Annotated in this window: 15 protein-coding genes; 8 read left to right on the top strand and 7 right to left on the bottom strand. The window is 48.7% G+C overall.

The window, feature by feature from the left end:
• Nucleotides 1-28: 28 nt before the first annotated feature.
• Both recN and EL216_RS00595 read right to left on the bottom strand, forming a co-directional pair.
• A complete protein-coding gene (recN, locus tag EL216_RS00590; RefSeq protein WP_085390915.1) occupies nt 29-1,693 on the bottom strand; it encodes a DNA repair protein RecN in 1,665 nt (554 codons plus the stop codon).
• Between the two features lie 183 nt (nt 1,694-1,876).
• Nucleotides 1,877-2,233 carry a RidA family protein gene (locus EL216_RS00595; RefSeq protein ID WP_085390916.1) on the bottom strand — a complete coding sequence of 119 codons (357 nt, stop codon included), beginning with the start codon at nt 2,231-2,233 and terminating at the stop codon, nt 1,877-1,879.
• 140 nt (nt 2,234-2,373) lie between these two features.
• Here EL216_RS00595 and EL216_RS00600 point away from each other — a divergent pair, with 140 nt between their 5' ends.
• The 4 genes from EL216_RS00600 (at nt 2,374) to EL216_RS11225 (ending at nt 5,607) form a co-directional block, all read left to right on the top strand.
• Nucleotides 2,374-2,859: an aminoacyl-tRNA deacylase gene (locus EL216_RS00600; RefSeq protein ID WP_085390917.1), complete on the top strand. Its 486-nt coding sequence runs from the start codon at nt 2,374-2,376 to the stop codon at nt 2,857-2,859.
• A 29-nt stretch (nt 2,860-2,888) separates the two neighbouring features.
• Complete coding sequence (locus tag EL216_RS00605; RefSeq protein ID WP_085390918.1) at nt 2,889-3,251, top strand: DUF4870 family protein; 363 nt, start codon at nt 2,889-2,891, stop codon at nt 3,249-3,251.
• Nucleotides 3,252-3,345: 94 nt separating this feature from the next.
• Complete coding sequence (locus EL216_RS00610) at nt 3,346-4,221, top strand: DMT family transporter (protein WP_085390919.1); 876 nt, start codon at nt 3,346-3,348, stop codon at nt 4,219-4,221.
• Between the two features lie 57 nt (nt 4,222-4,278).
• Nucleotides 4,279-5,607 carry a hypothetical protein gene (locus EL216_RS11225; protein WP_232005252.1) on the top strand — a complete coding sequence of 443 codons (1,329 nt, stop codon included), beginning with the start codon at nt 4,279-4,281 and terminating at the stop codon, nt 5,605-5,607.
• 79 nt (nt 5,608-5,686) lie between these two features.
• Here EL216_RS11225 and EL216_RS11390 read toward each other — a convergent pair whose 3' ends face one another.
• Nucleotides 5,687-5,815, bottom strand: a complete 129-nt coding sequence (locus tag EL216_RS11390) for a hypothetical protein (protein WP_267894247.1) — start codon at nt 5,813-5,815, stop codon at nt 5,687-5,689.
• A gap of 3 nt (nt 5,816-5,818) precedes the next feature.
• Entirely contained in the window at nt 5,819-7,372 is a 1,554-nt protein-coding gene (locus EL216_RS00620) for a BCCT family transporter (protein WP_085389606.1), read from the bottom strand.
• 236 nt (nt 7,373-7,608) lie between these two features.
• On the opposite strand from EL216_RS00620, the gene EL216_RS00625 reads away from it, so the two are divergent.
• Entirely contained in the window at nt 7,609-8,448 is an 840-nt protein-coding gene (locus tag EL216_RS00625) for a class I SAM-dependent methyltransferase (RefSeq protein ID WP_085389607.1), read from the top strand.
• 86 nt (nt 8,449-8,534) lie between these two features.
• On the opposite strand, the gene EL216_RS00630 is transcribed toward EL216_RS00625, so the two are convergent.
• Nucleotides 8,535-8,771 carry a hypothetical protein gene (locus EL216_RS00630; protein ID WP_085389608.1) on the bottom strand — a complete coding sequence of 79 codons (237 nt, stop codon included), beginning with the start codon at nt 8,769-8,771 and terminating at the stop codon, nt 8,535-8,537.
• A gap of 84 nt (nt 8,772-8,855) precedes the next feature.
• The gene (gene purM, locus EL216_RS00635) at nt 8,856-9,890 is read right to left on the bottom strand and encodes a phosphoribosylformylglycinamidine cyclo-ligase (RefSeq protein ID WP_085389609.1); all 1,035 of its coding nucleotides are present in this window, start codon (nt 9,888-9,890) and stop codon (nt 8,856-8,858) included.
• Between the two features lie 189 nt (nt 9,891-10,079).
• Here purM and EL216_RS00640 point away from each other — a divergent pair, with 189 nt between their 5' ends.
• Nucleotides 10,080-11,150, top strand: coding sequence for an AI-2E family transporter (locus EL216_RS00640; protein WP_085389909.1), 1,071 nt, complete (start codon nt 10,080-10,082; stop codon nt 11,148-11,150).
• Between the two features lie 68 nt (nt 11,151-11,218).
• Here the strand turns inward: EL216_RS00640 and EL216_RS00645 are convergent, their stop codons facing one another.
• Complete coding sequence (locus EL216_RS00645) at nt 11,219-11,623, bottom strand: hypothetical protein (protein ID WP_085389610.1); 405 nt, start codon at nt 11,621-11,623, stop codon at nt 11,219-11,221.
• 201 nt (nt 11,624-11,824) lie between these two features.
• Here EL216_RS00645 and EL216_RS00650 point away from each other — a divergent pair, with 201 nt between their 5' ends.
• On the top strand, nt 11,825-12,550 hold the full coding sequence (locus EL216_RS00650; RefSeq protein ID WP_085389611.1) for an SDR family NAD(P)-dependent oxidoreductase: 726 nt from the start codon (nt 11,825-11,827) through the stop codon (nt 12,548-12,550).
• 32 nt (nt 12,551-12,582) lie between these two features.
• Complete coding sequence (locus tag EL216_RS00655) at nt 12,583-13,197, top strand: Smr/MutS family protein (RefSeq protein WP_085389612.1); 615 nt, start codon at nt 12,583-12,585, stop codon at nt 13,195-13,197.
• The last annotated feature ends 204 nt before the right edge of the window (nt 13,198-13,401 follow it).

A 13,401-nucleotide genomic window follows, 5' to 3' on the forward strand; every position in this document is an offset into this window, starting at 1 on the left:
TTCAGCATGATAACGGCGGGCGGTAGGTTTATTTGCTTGCCGCCATTTCCAATAGCTCGGCTGCGTGGTTGCGCGTGGTGTCGGTAATGGTTTCTCCGCCAAGCATGCGGGCAATTTCTTCGATGCGGAGAGTATCGTCCAATACATTGATTTCACTGACGGTTTGCTCGCCTTCGCTGTGTTTGCGTACCTGCCAGTGGTTTTCGCCGCAGGCGGCGACTTGAGGCAGGTGGGTAACGGCGAGCACTTGGTGCTGTTTGCCCAACGAGTGCAAGGCACGGCCTACGGTTTCGGCTACACTGCCGCCGATGCCGGTATCCACTTCGTCGAAAATCAAAGTCGGCACGTGGGTATATTGGCTGGTAACGACTTGGATGGAAAGGCTGATGCGTGCCAGTTCGCCGCCGGAAGCAACTTTGTTGAGCGGCCGCAGCAGGCTGCCTTTGTTGGCAGAAACCTGATATTGCACGTGTTCCAAACCGTGTGCCGCAGGTGCGGACGGCAGCAGCTCGATATGGAATTGTGCGCCTTTCATGGCCAGATGCTGCATGTGTTCGGTGGTTTCGCGGCCGAGCTTGGCAGCCGCTTGGCGGCGCTGTTCGGAAAGTTTTTGTGCAGCTTCCATGTATTCGGCTTCGCTTTGGGCAACGGCGGCTTCCAGCGCGGTGATGTCGGCTGCGTCATGCAGAGTTTGCAGTTGTTCGTTTAATTCTCGCAGTTTGGCGGGCAGCTCTTCCGGCTCGACGCGGTATTTGCGTGCCATTCCCATCAGTTCGCCCATGCGCCGTTCTTGTTCGGCCAGCTCCTCGGGATCGATTTCCACGCGGTTGGCAACATCGCGCATGTTGGTGCTGATTTCGCTGAGTTCCGCTTCGATGCTGGCGAGCATGTTGAGGCTTTCGGCAAAGCGCGGCTCGATATTTTGTAGGTTTTCCAGCAGCTTTCGGCACCGGTAAAGTTGCCGCTGCATGCCGTTGTCGCCGTCTATGTATTCGCCGGTTTGTTCGGCGGCCTGTAACAGATCGGCGGCATGGGCGAGGCTGCCGTGGGTTTGGCTGAGATTTTCCCATTCGCCCGATTTGGGTTCGAGGCGGTTGAGTTCGTTGAATTGCCATTCCAGCCTTTCGCGTTCGATGGCGATATTTTCGACTTGGTTTTGAGCTTCGTTCAGGGCTTTGCGGGCATTGTTCCAGCGTTGATAATGCTGTTTTACCGCCTCGGCTTGCGGTAGGCTGCCTGCGAAGGCATCGAGCAGGTTGCGTTGGGCGATTTCTTGGTTGAGCGAGTGGTGGGCGTTTTGGCCGTGGATGTCGATGAGTTGCTCGCCGACGGCTTTCAGTTGTGCGAGCGTGGCGGCCTGATTGTTGATGAAGCTGCGGCTTTTGCCTTTGGCATCGATGATACGGCGGATGCTGAGTTCTTCCGAGCCTTCTTCGAGCAGGCCTTGTTCGCGCAGTTGGTTTTGCAAATCGGGCAGGGCGCTTATATCGAACAGGGCGGAGAGTTGGGCTTCTTTGGCTCCGGTGCGGATTTGGCCGTAATCGGCTTTGTCGCCCAGCAAGAGGCCGATGGCATCAAGCGTGATGGATTTACCGGCACCGGTTTCGCCGGTGAGCACGGTAAAACCGCTTTGGAAGTTGAGGTTGAGCTTTTCGACAATCACAAAGTCGCGCAATGAAAGTGCCAGCAGCATCGGGGTTCCTTGAATGGTTGGAGTCCGTCTGAAAACGGGTTGTTCAGATTAAGTTTATTATAACTAAGTTTTTTCGTAGTGTTTGTGTGATTTTATTTTAATGATTTGATTCTCTGTTGATTTTTACAATCCGGCATTATGCAAGGCCGTCTGAAACGTTTGTTTTATACGGCCTTTCGGACATTATTTTTTGATCTGCACGGCGGAGACTTTGATTTCTACCGCCCAGTCGGGATTGGCCAGCTTTGCTTCCACGCAGGCGCGGGCGGGTGTGTGCCCGGGGGCGACCCATGCGTCCCATGCTTCGTTCATGGCGGCGTAGTTGGCTAAATCGGGCAGGAATATGGTGGCTTCCAGAATGTGTTTTTTGTCGGAACCGCATTCGGCCAGCCATTTGTCGATTTGTGCCAGCACGTCGCGGGTTTGGTCGGCAACGCTTACGTCGGTGCGTTCCGGTACCATGCCGGAGAGAAATACAAAGCCGTTGGCAACGGTGGCTTCGGAGAGGCGGGGCGTTTGGCCGAAGTATTGCACAGTCATGTCGTTTCCTTTGTGATGAGCGGGTAAATGAAAGCAATTATGGTAACATAGGGCCACTTTGTTTTTAAGAATGTACGGGCTTTACGCTGCCTGTTCTTCAATTTTCTTTCTCCAATTTTTTCAGACGGCCTCTTTTAATTATGAGCAAACCTGATTATCCCGTTACGCCGGCCATCCGTTTTTTACGCGACCGCAAGGTGGATTTTGAACCGTGTCTTTATCCTTATGTCGAACATGGCGGTACGGCGCATTCGGCGCAGTGTTTGGGTGTGCCCGAGCATAAGGTGGTTAAAACCATCGTGCTGCAAAACGAGCAGAAAAAAGGCATGATTGTGCTGATGCACGGCGACAAACACATTTCCACCCGCAATTTGGCCCGCGAGTTGGGTATGAAGCATATCGAACCGGCCGACCCGAAACAGGCGAATAAATGGACAGGCTTTTTGGTGGGCGGCACCAGCCCGTTCGGTATCAAAACGGCGCTGCCTGTATATGTGGAGCGCACGATTTGGGATTTGGATGTGATTTACATCAACGGGGGCAAACGGGGCTTTTTGGTAGCCGTATCGCCGCAAGCCCTGAAAACATTGAACCCTCAAGATGTTAGTGTCGCCACAGATACTTAGAAGATAAATCGAGCAAAGGAGGAGTATTTATGAACCATGAGGTTATCGAACACAATAAACCCGCCCCTGATAATCTGCGTACCTACACCATCATTGTGTATGCTCTGTATGCATTATCGCTGATCAACGGGATTACTGCGCTGGTAGGCGTGATTATGGCGTATGTGAAGCGTGATGAAATGCTGGGAACGATTTATTACGAGCACATGCAGTATTTGATTAAAACTTTCTGGTGGAGTTTGCTGGGGGTTTTGGTTGGCTGGGTAACGCTCGCCCTGCTTATCGGCGGATTGGTGTGGATTGTGGTCAGCGTTTGGTTTATTTACCGTTTGGTCGCCGGATTTATCAAGCTCTACGATAACAAGCCTGTGTCGCCGGACGGTTGGCTGTAAACATTTGACTGTTTTTTGAATTTTCCCCCAACTTTTTTCAGACGGCCTCTTGGAATTCAAGAGGCCGTCTGAAAAGATTATTTTTAGTGAAAATATGATTTATCTCCTTTCCAGCATCTTCTTCAGCGTATTCGTATCCGTATTGCTGAAAATCGCCCGTTCCAAAAAAATCGATATCGAACAAGCCGTAGCGGTGAACTATATCGCGGCGATTGCCTTAACCGTGTTTTTACTGCAACCCGATCTTTATTCATGGAAATCTTATCTGCCGACATGGTGGCTGTTTGCCGCGCTCGGTGTGCTGCTGCCCGGCGTGTTTGTGATTATGGGCAAGGCGGTGCAGCATGCGGGCATTGTGAAATCCGATGCGGCGCAGCGGCTGTCGCTGTTTTTGCCGATTGCCGCTTCGTTTCTGATTTTCGGCGAACGGCTTTCGCAAGGCCGCGTTATCGGCATTGCGTTGGCGTTTACCGCACTATTTTGCTTGCTGTGGAAATCGGACGGCGGTAAAAAATCGGGCGGCTTTTTTGCCACCGCCGCTTTGTTGCTCGGCGTATGGGCGGGTTACGGGGTGATTGATATTCTGTTCAAACAAGTCGCCAAAAGCGGCACGGCGTTTGCAGGCAACCTGCTGGTGGCATTCGGCTTGGCTGCCGTGTTGATGTTCGGTTATCTGTTTGCCAAAGCTACCAAATGGACGGCCGCAGGCATACTCGGCGGCTTGGTTTTGGGTTGTTTGAATTTCGCCAATATTTTTACGTATGTGCGTGCCCATCAGGAAATGAGCAGCAACCCTACGTTGGTATTTGCCGGCATGAATATCGGCGTGATTGTGCTGGGCACGCTGGTGGGTGCGTTGGCGTTTAAAGAGAAAATCAGTGCGGTGAATGCGGCGGGGATTGTGGTGGCGGTGTGTGCCATTGGCTGTTTGTTTTATTGGAACGTGATTGCCGGGTGGTTGGGAGTTTAGTAAGCAGTTTTAAATATTGTTGATAAAATTTAAATAATCTTAAGGGAGAAAATTTATATGCGGAAATTGTTAGTATCTAAAAAAAGATTGAGAAGTACTCTTAAGCCAATAAGAAAACATGATTTAAAAGAAAAATTTAGTATATGGATTTGGTTGGAACATTGGATAAAGATTATTGCAGCAGTTTCTCCAATAGCATTACTTTTAGGAGCTACGCTAATTTATGCTCATCTTTTTACTTTAAATAGCGTTGGCTTGTTTTCAGAGGTAATAGCAACTCCTTCAGTATTTTTTTCAATTTTAATATTATTTTCTTTTTTAGTTATTTATATTTTTGGACTCCCTTTTTTCGCTCCCTATAATTTAGCTAAACTTGTTAATAAGTATGAGAAAAAAAATATTAAATTTTATTTGATTATATTGATATTTTTGATATTAAAAGATTTTATTGGAATATATTTTATAGGATGGGCAGCTGTTAAGAAAAATGAACTAATATTTATATTTTTTCTTACACTATATTATTTTTTGTTCCCGCTTTTTACTTTTTTATTTATAAAATCAAATAATTATTTTAATTTATTCTTATTTTCGATTGTGATATTCATTTTAGGAAGAGGACTTGTTTTACATTTTGAAGATTATGAGAATATAAGATTATTTTGGATATTAGCCATTCCATTAACTTGTATTCTTCTTATGTTTTTCATGAAAAATAAATTTATGAAAAATATAAAAATAAAAGTTTATAGAAGTTGGGATTTTGTTTTAGATTTTTTTTCTTTTGGGGTAGTATTTGCTTTATCTAATCTTTTGTTGATTTTATTTGTTTTTTTAATAAGCGAAATTTGGTTTGATAGTGATAAATCTTCTTTTCTTATTACAGTCATCATGTGCTACTTGATTAATATTTTACCTTCATTTGGATTTTTAGGAGTAGGGAAGGGAAATAACCATACTATATTATGGTGTTTCCCTATCATGTTTATTATTTTATTAGGTGCATTTATGGTGCTACTCCCAGGTTCTCAAGTTAGAAGTGGCTTGTTAATGTCACTAGGCTACATTGAAAATTATCGACAAGCTCGTTGGTATTTAATCGATACTCGTTTTGTGGAATGGAATGCTTTGAGAAGTAAAGAAAATATTGAAAATTCAATATCAGTTGATCATATGGAAACGTGGAAAAAAGTTTTTCAACCTTTGCCTCCTCGTATAAATATAAATGGATATAAATATTCTAATGCTTTTTATGGTTATATAGCATGGAATTTAGGTAATATTAAAATTTTCTGTCCGCAAACCATTCAAAATAATGAAGATGTTAATAAAAAATGCTTATACATTAAAAGTGAATTTTTACAGCCTTTGCCTGATAATATGTAATTAATAATATTAAAAATTTTAAAAAAAAAAGGCCGTCTGAAAACATTTTCAGACGGCCTCTTTGGTTGTAGTTTTCAATTCAATCGTCTTTTTCGAAGAAAGCCAGTTTGATCACATAAAACAGAAACAGCAAAGTCAGCAGCATCATTGAAGTTTCGAGAATGTTTTCCTGAATGCTTTGGTTCCAATAAAGCAACTCTTTTTGCATGGTTTATTCCTCCTTCGGTGCGGTTTCTGCGGGGCGGGGTACGTCGCGGTTGAGCTGCCGCCACAATGCGGCGAACCACAGATACATAATGAATACAAACGGAAAGCCTGAGAACGAGCCGACAGCCTTAATCCCTTCCATTTTGCCGGTAAAAATCACTGCGTAGCCGATGAGCGTCATCAATACGCTCCATACCACGGCACGGAATTTGTTTTCACGGCGGCCGTCGCTGCTGGTCATGATGCCCAATGAAATGGCGGCGCTGGTTACGGTGGTTACGACGAAGCCGAGAAACAGTACCACGGTAAGCGGTTTAGTGAAGCCTGAGAGCGGCAACATATTGAGCAGGTAGTAAAACGTGCCTTCATAGTCGCCTTTGTTGGCGATTTCGGCCAAACGCCCCGTGCCTTCCACCGTATCCAGCAAGCTGAAGCCTGAGAATACCGAGAACCAAATCACAAGAAAGCCCACCGGCACGAGTATGGAGGCGAATATAAACTCGCGCAGCGTCCGGCCTTTGGAAATTTTAGCGAGGAACACGCCTACAAACGGTGCCCAAGTAACCCACCAAACCCAGTAAGCCATCGGATACCACACCATCCAATCGCGGTTTTGGAAAAGGTAAAGCTCGAAAGAGTGGTGCACGGTTTGGGTGAGGATGTTACCGATGGATACCACTAAGGTGCTGAGAAAATAATGGGTGGGGCCGGTAATGAAAACAAACACCAGCATCAATATCGACAGGAAAACGGTGACATCGCCCAGCAGTTTCATCCCTTTGTGAATCGGTAAGACAGCGCCTGCGGTATAGAGTGCGGCAATGGAGGTGAGTACGATCAATTTCCAACCGAGGGTATCGAAGCCCATGCCGGTAATGATTTGCAACCCTGACGAGATTTGCGTAGAAGCCATGGCGATGGAAGACGAAACCGACATGGCAATGGAAATGATGGCAACGGCGGTAACGGTAATGCCCAGCGGTTTGGCCCATTTTTTATTTTTGAACGCATATTGCAAAGGGGCGGCAGGTGTGCATTCAGTTTTATGCTGGTACATAAAATAGGCCATCACCAAACCGCCGATGGTGTAAAGCGACCATGCCGGAATGCCCCATACGTGCAGCGCGAGGCTCATGGCGTTTTCCACTTTCTGATATTCAGGCAGATTGGCGGCCTGTATGCCGATGGGGGAATGGTAGTAGTGCCATAACGCTTCGATGGGGCCGAAAAATACGATGCCGACACCGATGCCGGCGGTAAACAGCATATTCATCCACGACATGAACGAATATTCCGGTTGGGCATCTTTGCCGCCCAGCCTTATTTTGCCGAAACGGGGAGACAGAGCCACCGCCATCCCCACGGTAAAAGCCAAAAGCGGCAGCCACATCACGATCCAGTCGAATTTCAGGTAGAAAAATTTGCTGATATCGGCGATGGAATTGGTGAGTAGAGCAGGGTTTACGACGGCCATAACAGCAAGGCAGCCTACCAATATGGAAGTCCACACAAAATAAGCGGGGCGCTTGACGGGCGGGGTTTCTTTTTCGGAAGACATACTCGACCTCTCTCAGTTGTTGAGCGGGAACGAGTAAGACGTTGATGTAAAAGTTTGTTTTTTAAAAATTGTTATATGAATACTAGCACTATTGCAAGGGCATGTAAAAGAATAGGTAGGTTTTTATCCGGCAAATGCGGTTTTTAGCTTGAGCAGGCCGTCTGAAAAACAGGTGCGCGGTTTAATCCGCAGGTTTGTGTTAACATGATAATCATTTTTGTTTATGGAGAAGTGCAATGGACAAAAAAATTTCCGCCAACGAAATCAGCGTATTGTCAGAAACCATGCTGATTACACTGTGGGCCAAAGCGGTAGAAAACGACCGCGCCGATGCGCTGCTGCGGGACGAGGCGGCCGCGCGCATGATGAAGCAGATCGACTACGATTTCAGCGCGTTTGCCGGAGCGAAGATGTCGCAGCCCGGCTGCTGCGGGCGTGCCGCTTTGATGGATAATGAAATCAAAGGCTTTTTGGCGAAACACCCCGATGCCGTGGTCGTGCAGCTCGGCGCGGGGCTGGATGCGCGTTTTGAGCGTTTGGGTAAACCCGCCGTTACCGCTTGGTATGATTTGGATTTACCCGAAGTGATTGAACTGCGCCGACAACTGCTGCCGGAAGACGGCAATCATTATCTGGCTGAGTCGATGTTTGATGAAAGCTGGATGGACACGGTAGCGGCGCACGGCAAGCCCGTTTTGCTGGTGTTGGAAGGGGTGCTGATGTATTTCGACTTGGCGGAAGTGCAGGCACTTTTTGCCAAACTGTCGCACAAGCTGCCGGGCGTGGTTGCGGTATTCGATATCGTGCCGGTGTTTGCGGTCGGCAAGGCGAAGCACCATGATGCGTTGGGGAAAATGAATCAAGTCGGCGAACGCCCCGAATTCAAATGGTCGGTGGTTGATGCTGGCGAGATGGAGAAGTGGCTGCCCGGCCTGCGTGTCGAGCATGTGGCTTATTTAAGCGATTGCTGCGGCCACCGCTATCCGTGGATCGCCCGTTTACTTTACCGCACCCGCTGGGGCAAGCGGAACTTAGACCAACGGATTGTGCGTATTGCGTTGGGAGAGGCCGTCTGAACAGCTGATGCGGGGTTGGGCGAAACTTGCATGGCTTGCTTTAGCGAAGCTCGCAAAGCCCGCTTTCAGACGGCATCAGATAGAGATTATTTGAAATTCAAACGTTTAGACCAAGTTTTCACAAACTCGGTCAGCTCAGCCACGCTTTCGGGCTTCAGCATCGGGCGGGCCTGTTTGGCCAGTGTTTTGGCTTCTTGCAGATTGATTTCGCCTGCGCGGTAGCGTGCCCAATGGGTTTGTACGTAGTCGGACATTTCCTTCTGATGCGTTTCCTGCGTGTGTTTGAGGATAAATTTTAAGGCTTGTTTTTCGATAATGTTCATGGGGTTTAATGGCTTTGATTTGAAGGCAAGGCCGTCTGAAAATCTGTTTTCAGACGGCCTCCGTTTAGTGAAGTGAGCCTGATGTTAGGCCACTTGGGTTTGATGTTCGTCGCCGTTGCGCGCTCGGATTTCGCCCAAGCGGTAAACGGTTTCGCCTTGATCGGCCAAGAATTTCTGCACTGCGTCGGCATCTTCTTTGGCGACGATGACCACCATGCCGATGCCGCAGTTGAAGGTGCGGTACATTTCCTGTTGTGCCACGTTGCCCGCTTGTTGCAGCCATTGGAACAGCTTGGGCATTTCCCATGCTTTGGCGTCGATTTGGGCAACGGTGTTTTCGGGCAGCACGCGCGGTATGTTTTCGGTGATGCCGCCGCCGGTGATGTGCGCCATGCCTTTGATGGTGAACTGTTTCAGCGCGGCGAGAATCGGTTTTACATACAGGCGGGTAGGCGCGATGATGGCTTGGCGCAGGGTTTTGCTGCCGTCAAACGGTGCGTCCAAATCGGGTTGGTCGTGTTCGATGATTTTGCGTACCAGCGAATAGCCGTTGGAATGTGCGCCGTTGGAAGCCAAGCCCAGCACGATGTCGCCGGGTACGATGCTGCGGCCGTTGATAACTTGGTCTTTTTCCACTACGCCCACGGCGAAACCGGCCAAGTCGTATTCGCCTTCGGGATACATGCCGGGCATTTCGGCGGTTTCGCCGCCGATGAGGGCGCAGCCGGATTCTTCACAGCCTTGGGCGATACCTTTAATCACGTCGGTGGCGCGGGCAACATCGAGTTTGCCGCAGGCGAAGTAGTCGAGGAAAAACAGCGGCTCTGCGCCTTGCACCAGAATGTCGTTCACGCTCATGGCCACGAGGTCGATGCCGACGGTGTCGTGTTTGTCCCAGTCGAAAGCCAGTTTCAGTTTGGTGCCTACGCCGTCGGTGCCGGAAACGAGCACGGGATTTTGGTATTTTTTGCCGATTTCCACCAGTGCGCCGAAGCCGCCCAAACCGCCCAATACTTCGGGGCGCATGGTGCGTTTGGCAAAAGGTTTGATGTTTTCAACGAGTTGGTCGCCTGCGTCGATGTCTACGCCTGCGTCGCGGTAGCTCAATGAATCGCTCATGTTTCGGGCTTTCTGTAAGGGTAAAAATCGCCGCTATTTTACCTGAATTTGCAGAATCATGGTTTGCGGCAGGCGAATAATTTCAGACGGCCTCCGCTCAAGAACGGCCGGATGCAAAACAGCCGTGAAACTGATATGCTTCGTAGCCGTCTGAAAGAGGCGTCCGATAAGTTTGAAAATAGGAAATTTATGTATCAAAAGAAAAAACGCGGAGCCAAACCGTGGATTATTATGGGTTTGGTGTTGGCATTGCTGGTATGGCTGCTGTATGCGCTCGGCGACATCCTCACGCCTTTTATTGTGGCGGCGGTGTTGGCTTATATTCTGAACCCGCTGGTGGAGAAGCTGCGTCATAAGGGTGTGAAGCGCGGGCTGGCTTCGATGCTGGTAATGATTTTCTCGCTGCTGGTGCTGTTGGCTTTGGTGTTGATTATCGTACCGATGCTGATTAACCAGTTCAACAATATTGTGATGCGGTTGCCGCAAATGATTTATTTTGTGCAAAACAAACTGCTGCCGTGGTTGAATGATATTGCGGGCGAGCATATTAAAATCGACACGCAAACGATGGTGGCGTGGCTTCAGGCGCATACCGGACAATTGAACAATACTTTTCAGAAGCTGGCACCGACTTTGATGCGGCAAAGCGGCAATGTGGTGATGGGTGTTACCAATTTGATGTTGCTGCCCTTTCTGCTGTATTACTTTTTGCTCGACTGGCAACGCTGGTCGCACGGCATCCGTGCTTTGATGCCCCGTCGTTTTATCGATACCTATATGCGCGTCAGCGGCAATATGGATAAGGTGTTGAGCGAGTTTTTGCGCGGGCAGTTGATGGTAATGCTGATTATGGGTTTGATTTACGGTATAGGGCTGATGTTTACCGGTTTGGATTCAGGTTTTGCCATCGGTATGATTGCCGGAATTTTGGTGTTTGTACCGTATCTGGGCGCGTTTACCGGCCTGCTGTTGGCTACGCTGGCGGCGTTGCTGCAATTCGGCTCGTGGCAAGGGTTGCTGATGGTGTGGGCGGTATTCGGTGTAGGGCAGTTTTTGGAAAGTTTTTTCATCACGCCGAAAATCGTCGGCGACCGTATCGGCCTTTCGCCTTTCTGGGTGATTTTTTCATTGATGGCGTTCGGGCAGTTGATGGGATTTGTCGGCATGCTGGTGGGTTTGCCGTTGGCTGCCGTAACTCTGGTATTGCTGCGCGAGGGTGCAGATATGTATTTCAAGAGCCGATTTTATAAGCATAAATAGGATGCAGGTAAAGGGAAGAGGCCGTCTGAAAAGTTTTCAGACGGCCTCTTGCAATGTGCTGCTGTTTATCAGTCGACGGTTTTGTGTGCGCTGCTCATTTTCCATTTGAGAGCGTAGCCGAGAATCACGGGGATAACGGCTAAAATACATTTAAACGTCCATGTGGCATACCATGGTTTGGCAATCAGAATCGTGTCCGTTACCGTGCCGGAAACCACGATGTTGCGCACGGCAATCCAGTCGAGATACGGCCACCAGCAGGCAGCGAGCAAGCCGAGGAAGAAAGGCCAGATGGTGCGGCTGAGGTTGCGTTGCCACAATACGAAACATACCGCCGCCCAAATCAGCGTAAGCGCGGTAATCAGTAATTTGGTTTGAGAAGGTGCGCCGAAATAATTGGCGATCAGATAAGTCAATATTACCCACAGAGCGGCGAGTATGGCGACAATTAATTCTTCGGGGCGTTTAAACATATTGTAATTCCTTTGTATTACAAAGATATATGATATTCAAAGGCCGTCTGAAACGGGCATATAAAGGGTTGCTTAATATACATCAAAATCAGTTTGCTGGATATGCCCGTATGTTTCAGGCCGTCTGAAAATTGATTAAAATGCCGGGTATGAACCAGCTTGGTTAAGCGGTATTGTCGACGGCACAGATAGGATTGTTTTATGAATACCAAAATCATCATCAGCGGACACAGCGGCGGCTTGGGGCGTGCACTGGCAGAGCATTATTTGAAGAAAGGTTGCGCTGTTTTAGGTTTGGCACGGCGACAGGTCGATTTGAGGCCGTCTGAAAAGCTGTTGCAGCATGCTATTGATTTGGGCGACAGTAAAGCAATAATCCACTTGCTTTCAGACGGCCTGTTGGATAACTTTATCGACGGTGCGGATGAAATCATTTTAATCAATAATGCCGCCGTAGTTGCTCCGAATGCCGTGGCAGGTATGCAAAACCCGGTGGAAATCGCCGCCGCCGTATCGTTAAACGTTACCGCACCGCTGTTGCTCTCCAATCACTTGATAGCAAGAAAACCCGCACACAGCTTTTTGAAGATCGTGCACATCGGCAGCGGAGCCGGACGGAACGCCTATGCGGGTTGGAGTGTTTACGGCGCAACCAAAGCGGCCTTAGACCATCATGCCCGCTGTATTGCTGCCGAACAACACGCCGATATAAAAACCGTCTGCATCGCTCCGGGCGTGGTGGATACCGATATGCAGGCGGAAATCCGTGCTGCCGAAGCAGGGGTTTTCCCGATGTTGCGGCAGTTTCAAGACTTAAAAACACAAGGCGGCTTGAGCAGCGCGGCCGATACTGCCGCCCGCATCGCCGCGATGATTGCCGGTGAGGATTTCGGCAGCGAAACATTGGATGACATACGGCGGCATTGAAGGCCGTCTGAAAATATAAAAGGTAGCAACACATGACCCACGATTTCCAGTCCACTTTAAAGGCTTTGGGCAAACAGGCTAAAAAAGAAGCGCAGGCACGTGCGGAAGCCGAAGCGGAGGAACGCAAACAGGCTGCTCAAGAAGTAGATTTCGCCAAAGAAATGGGTGGCGTAACACCGTTGAAGAACACCAATCGTTATACTCCGCCGCAGGATACTGCGCCGATCAAGCCGCGCAAGAATGACGAAGCAGGCTTGGAGGCCAGCGATTATTTTTATGTCAGCGACGGCGGTTTCAACGAGCCGCCCGCATCGTTCAGTAAAAACGGACAAGGTAAAAATGACATCCGCCGCCTGCAAAGCGGTCATTGGCCGGTAGTGGCTGATGTGGATTTGCACGGTTATACGCAAGAGCAGGCACAGGAAGTGTTGAGCGAGTTTATCGAGTTCACCAAAAAACGCGGCGTGTGCGGTGAAATCATACACGGCAGCGGCCTCGGGTCGTCGGGCTACGAACCCGTGCTGAAAACTTTGGTAAGGCGTTGGCTGATGGCGCATCCCGACGTGCTGGCCTATGTGGAACCGCATAAAGGCAACGACGGAGCGGTGAGGATTCTGCTCAAACGCAACCGCACGCACGAAGACTAAATTCCGATTTTTATAATTTTTATATAAGGCAAGGCCGTCTGAAAGCTAAATTAGTGCTTTCAGACGGCCTTTTTGCGATATCGAAATCTTATCGAGATTTTTGGTTTCTGTGCTTTAAGCCACATTGGTATTTTGAGAGGTAAGGGGTTCAATATTTTAAATTTTGTAGTTATATGGATTATGCTTATGTGTTTTTTTATGCAT

Origin of the sequence: Neisseria animaloris (assembly GCF_900637855.1) — a bacterium.
Taxonomy (GTDB): domain Bacteria; phylum Pseudomonadota; class Gammaproteobacteria; order Burkholderiales; family Neisseriaceae; genus Neisseria; species Neisseria animaloris.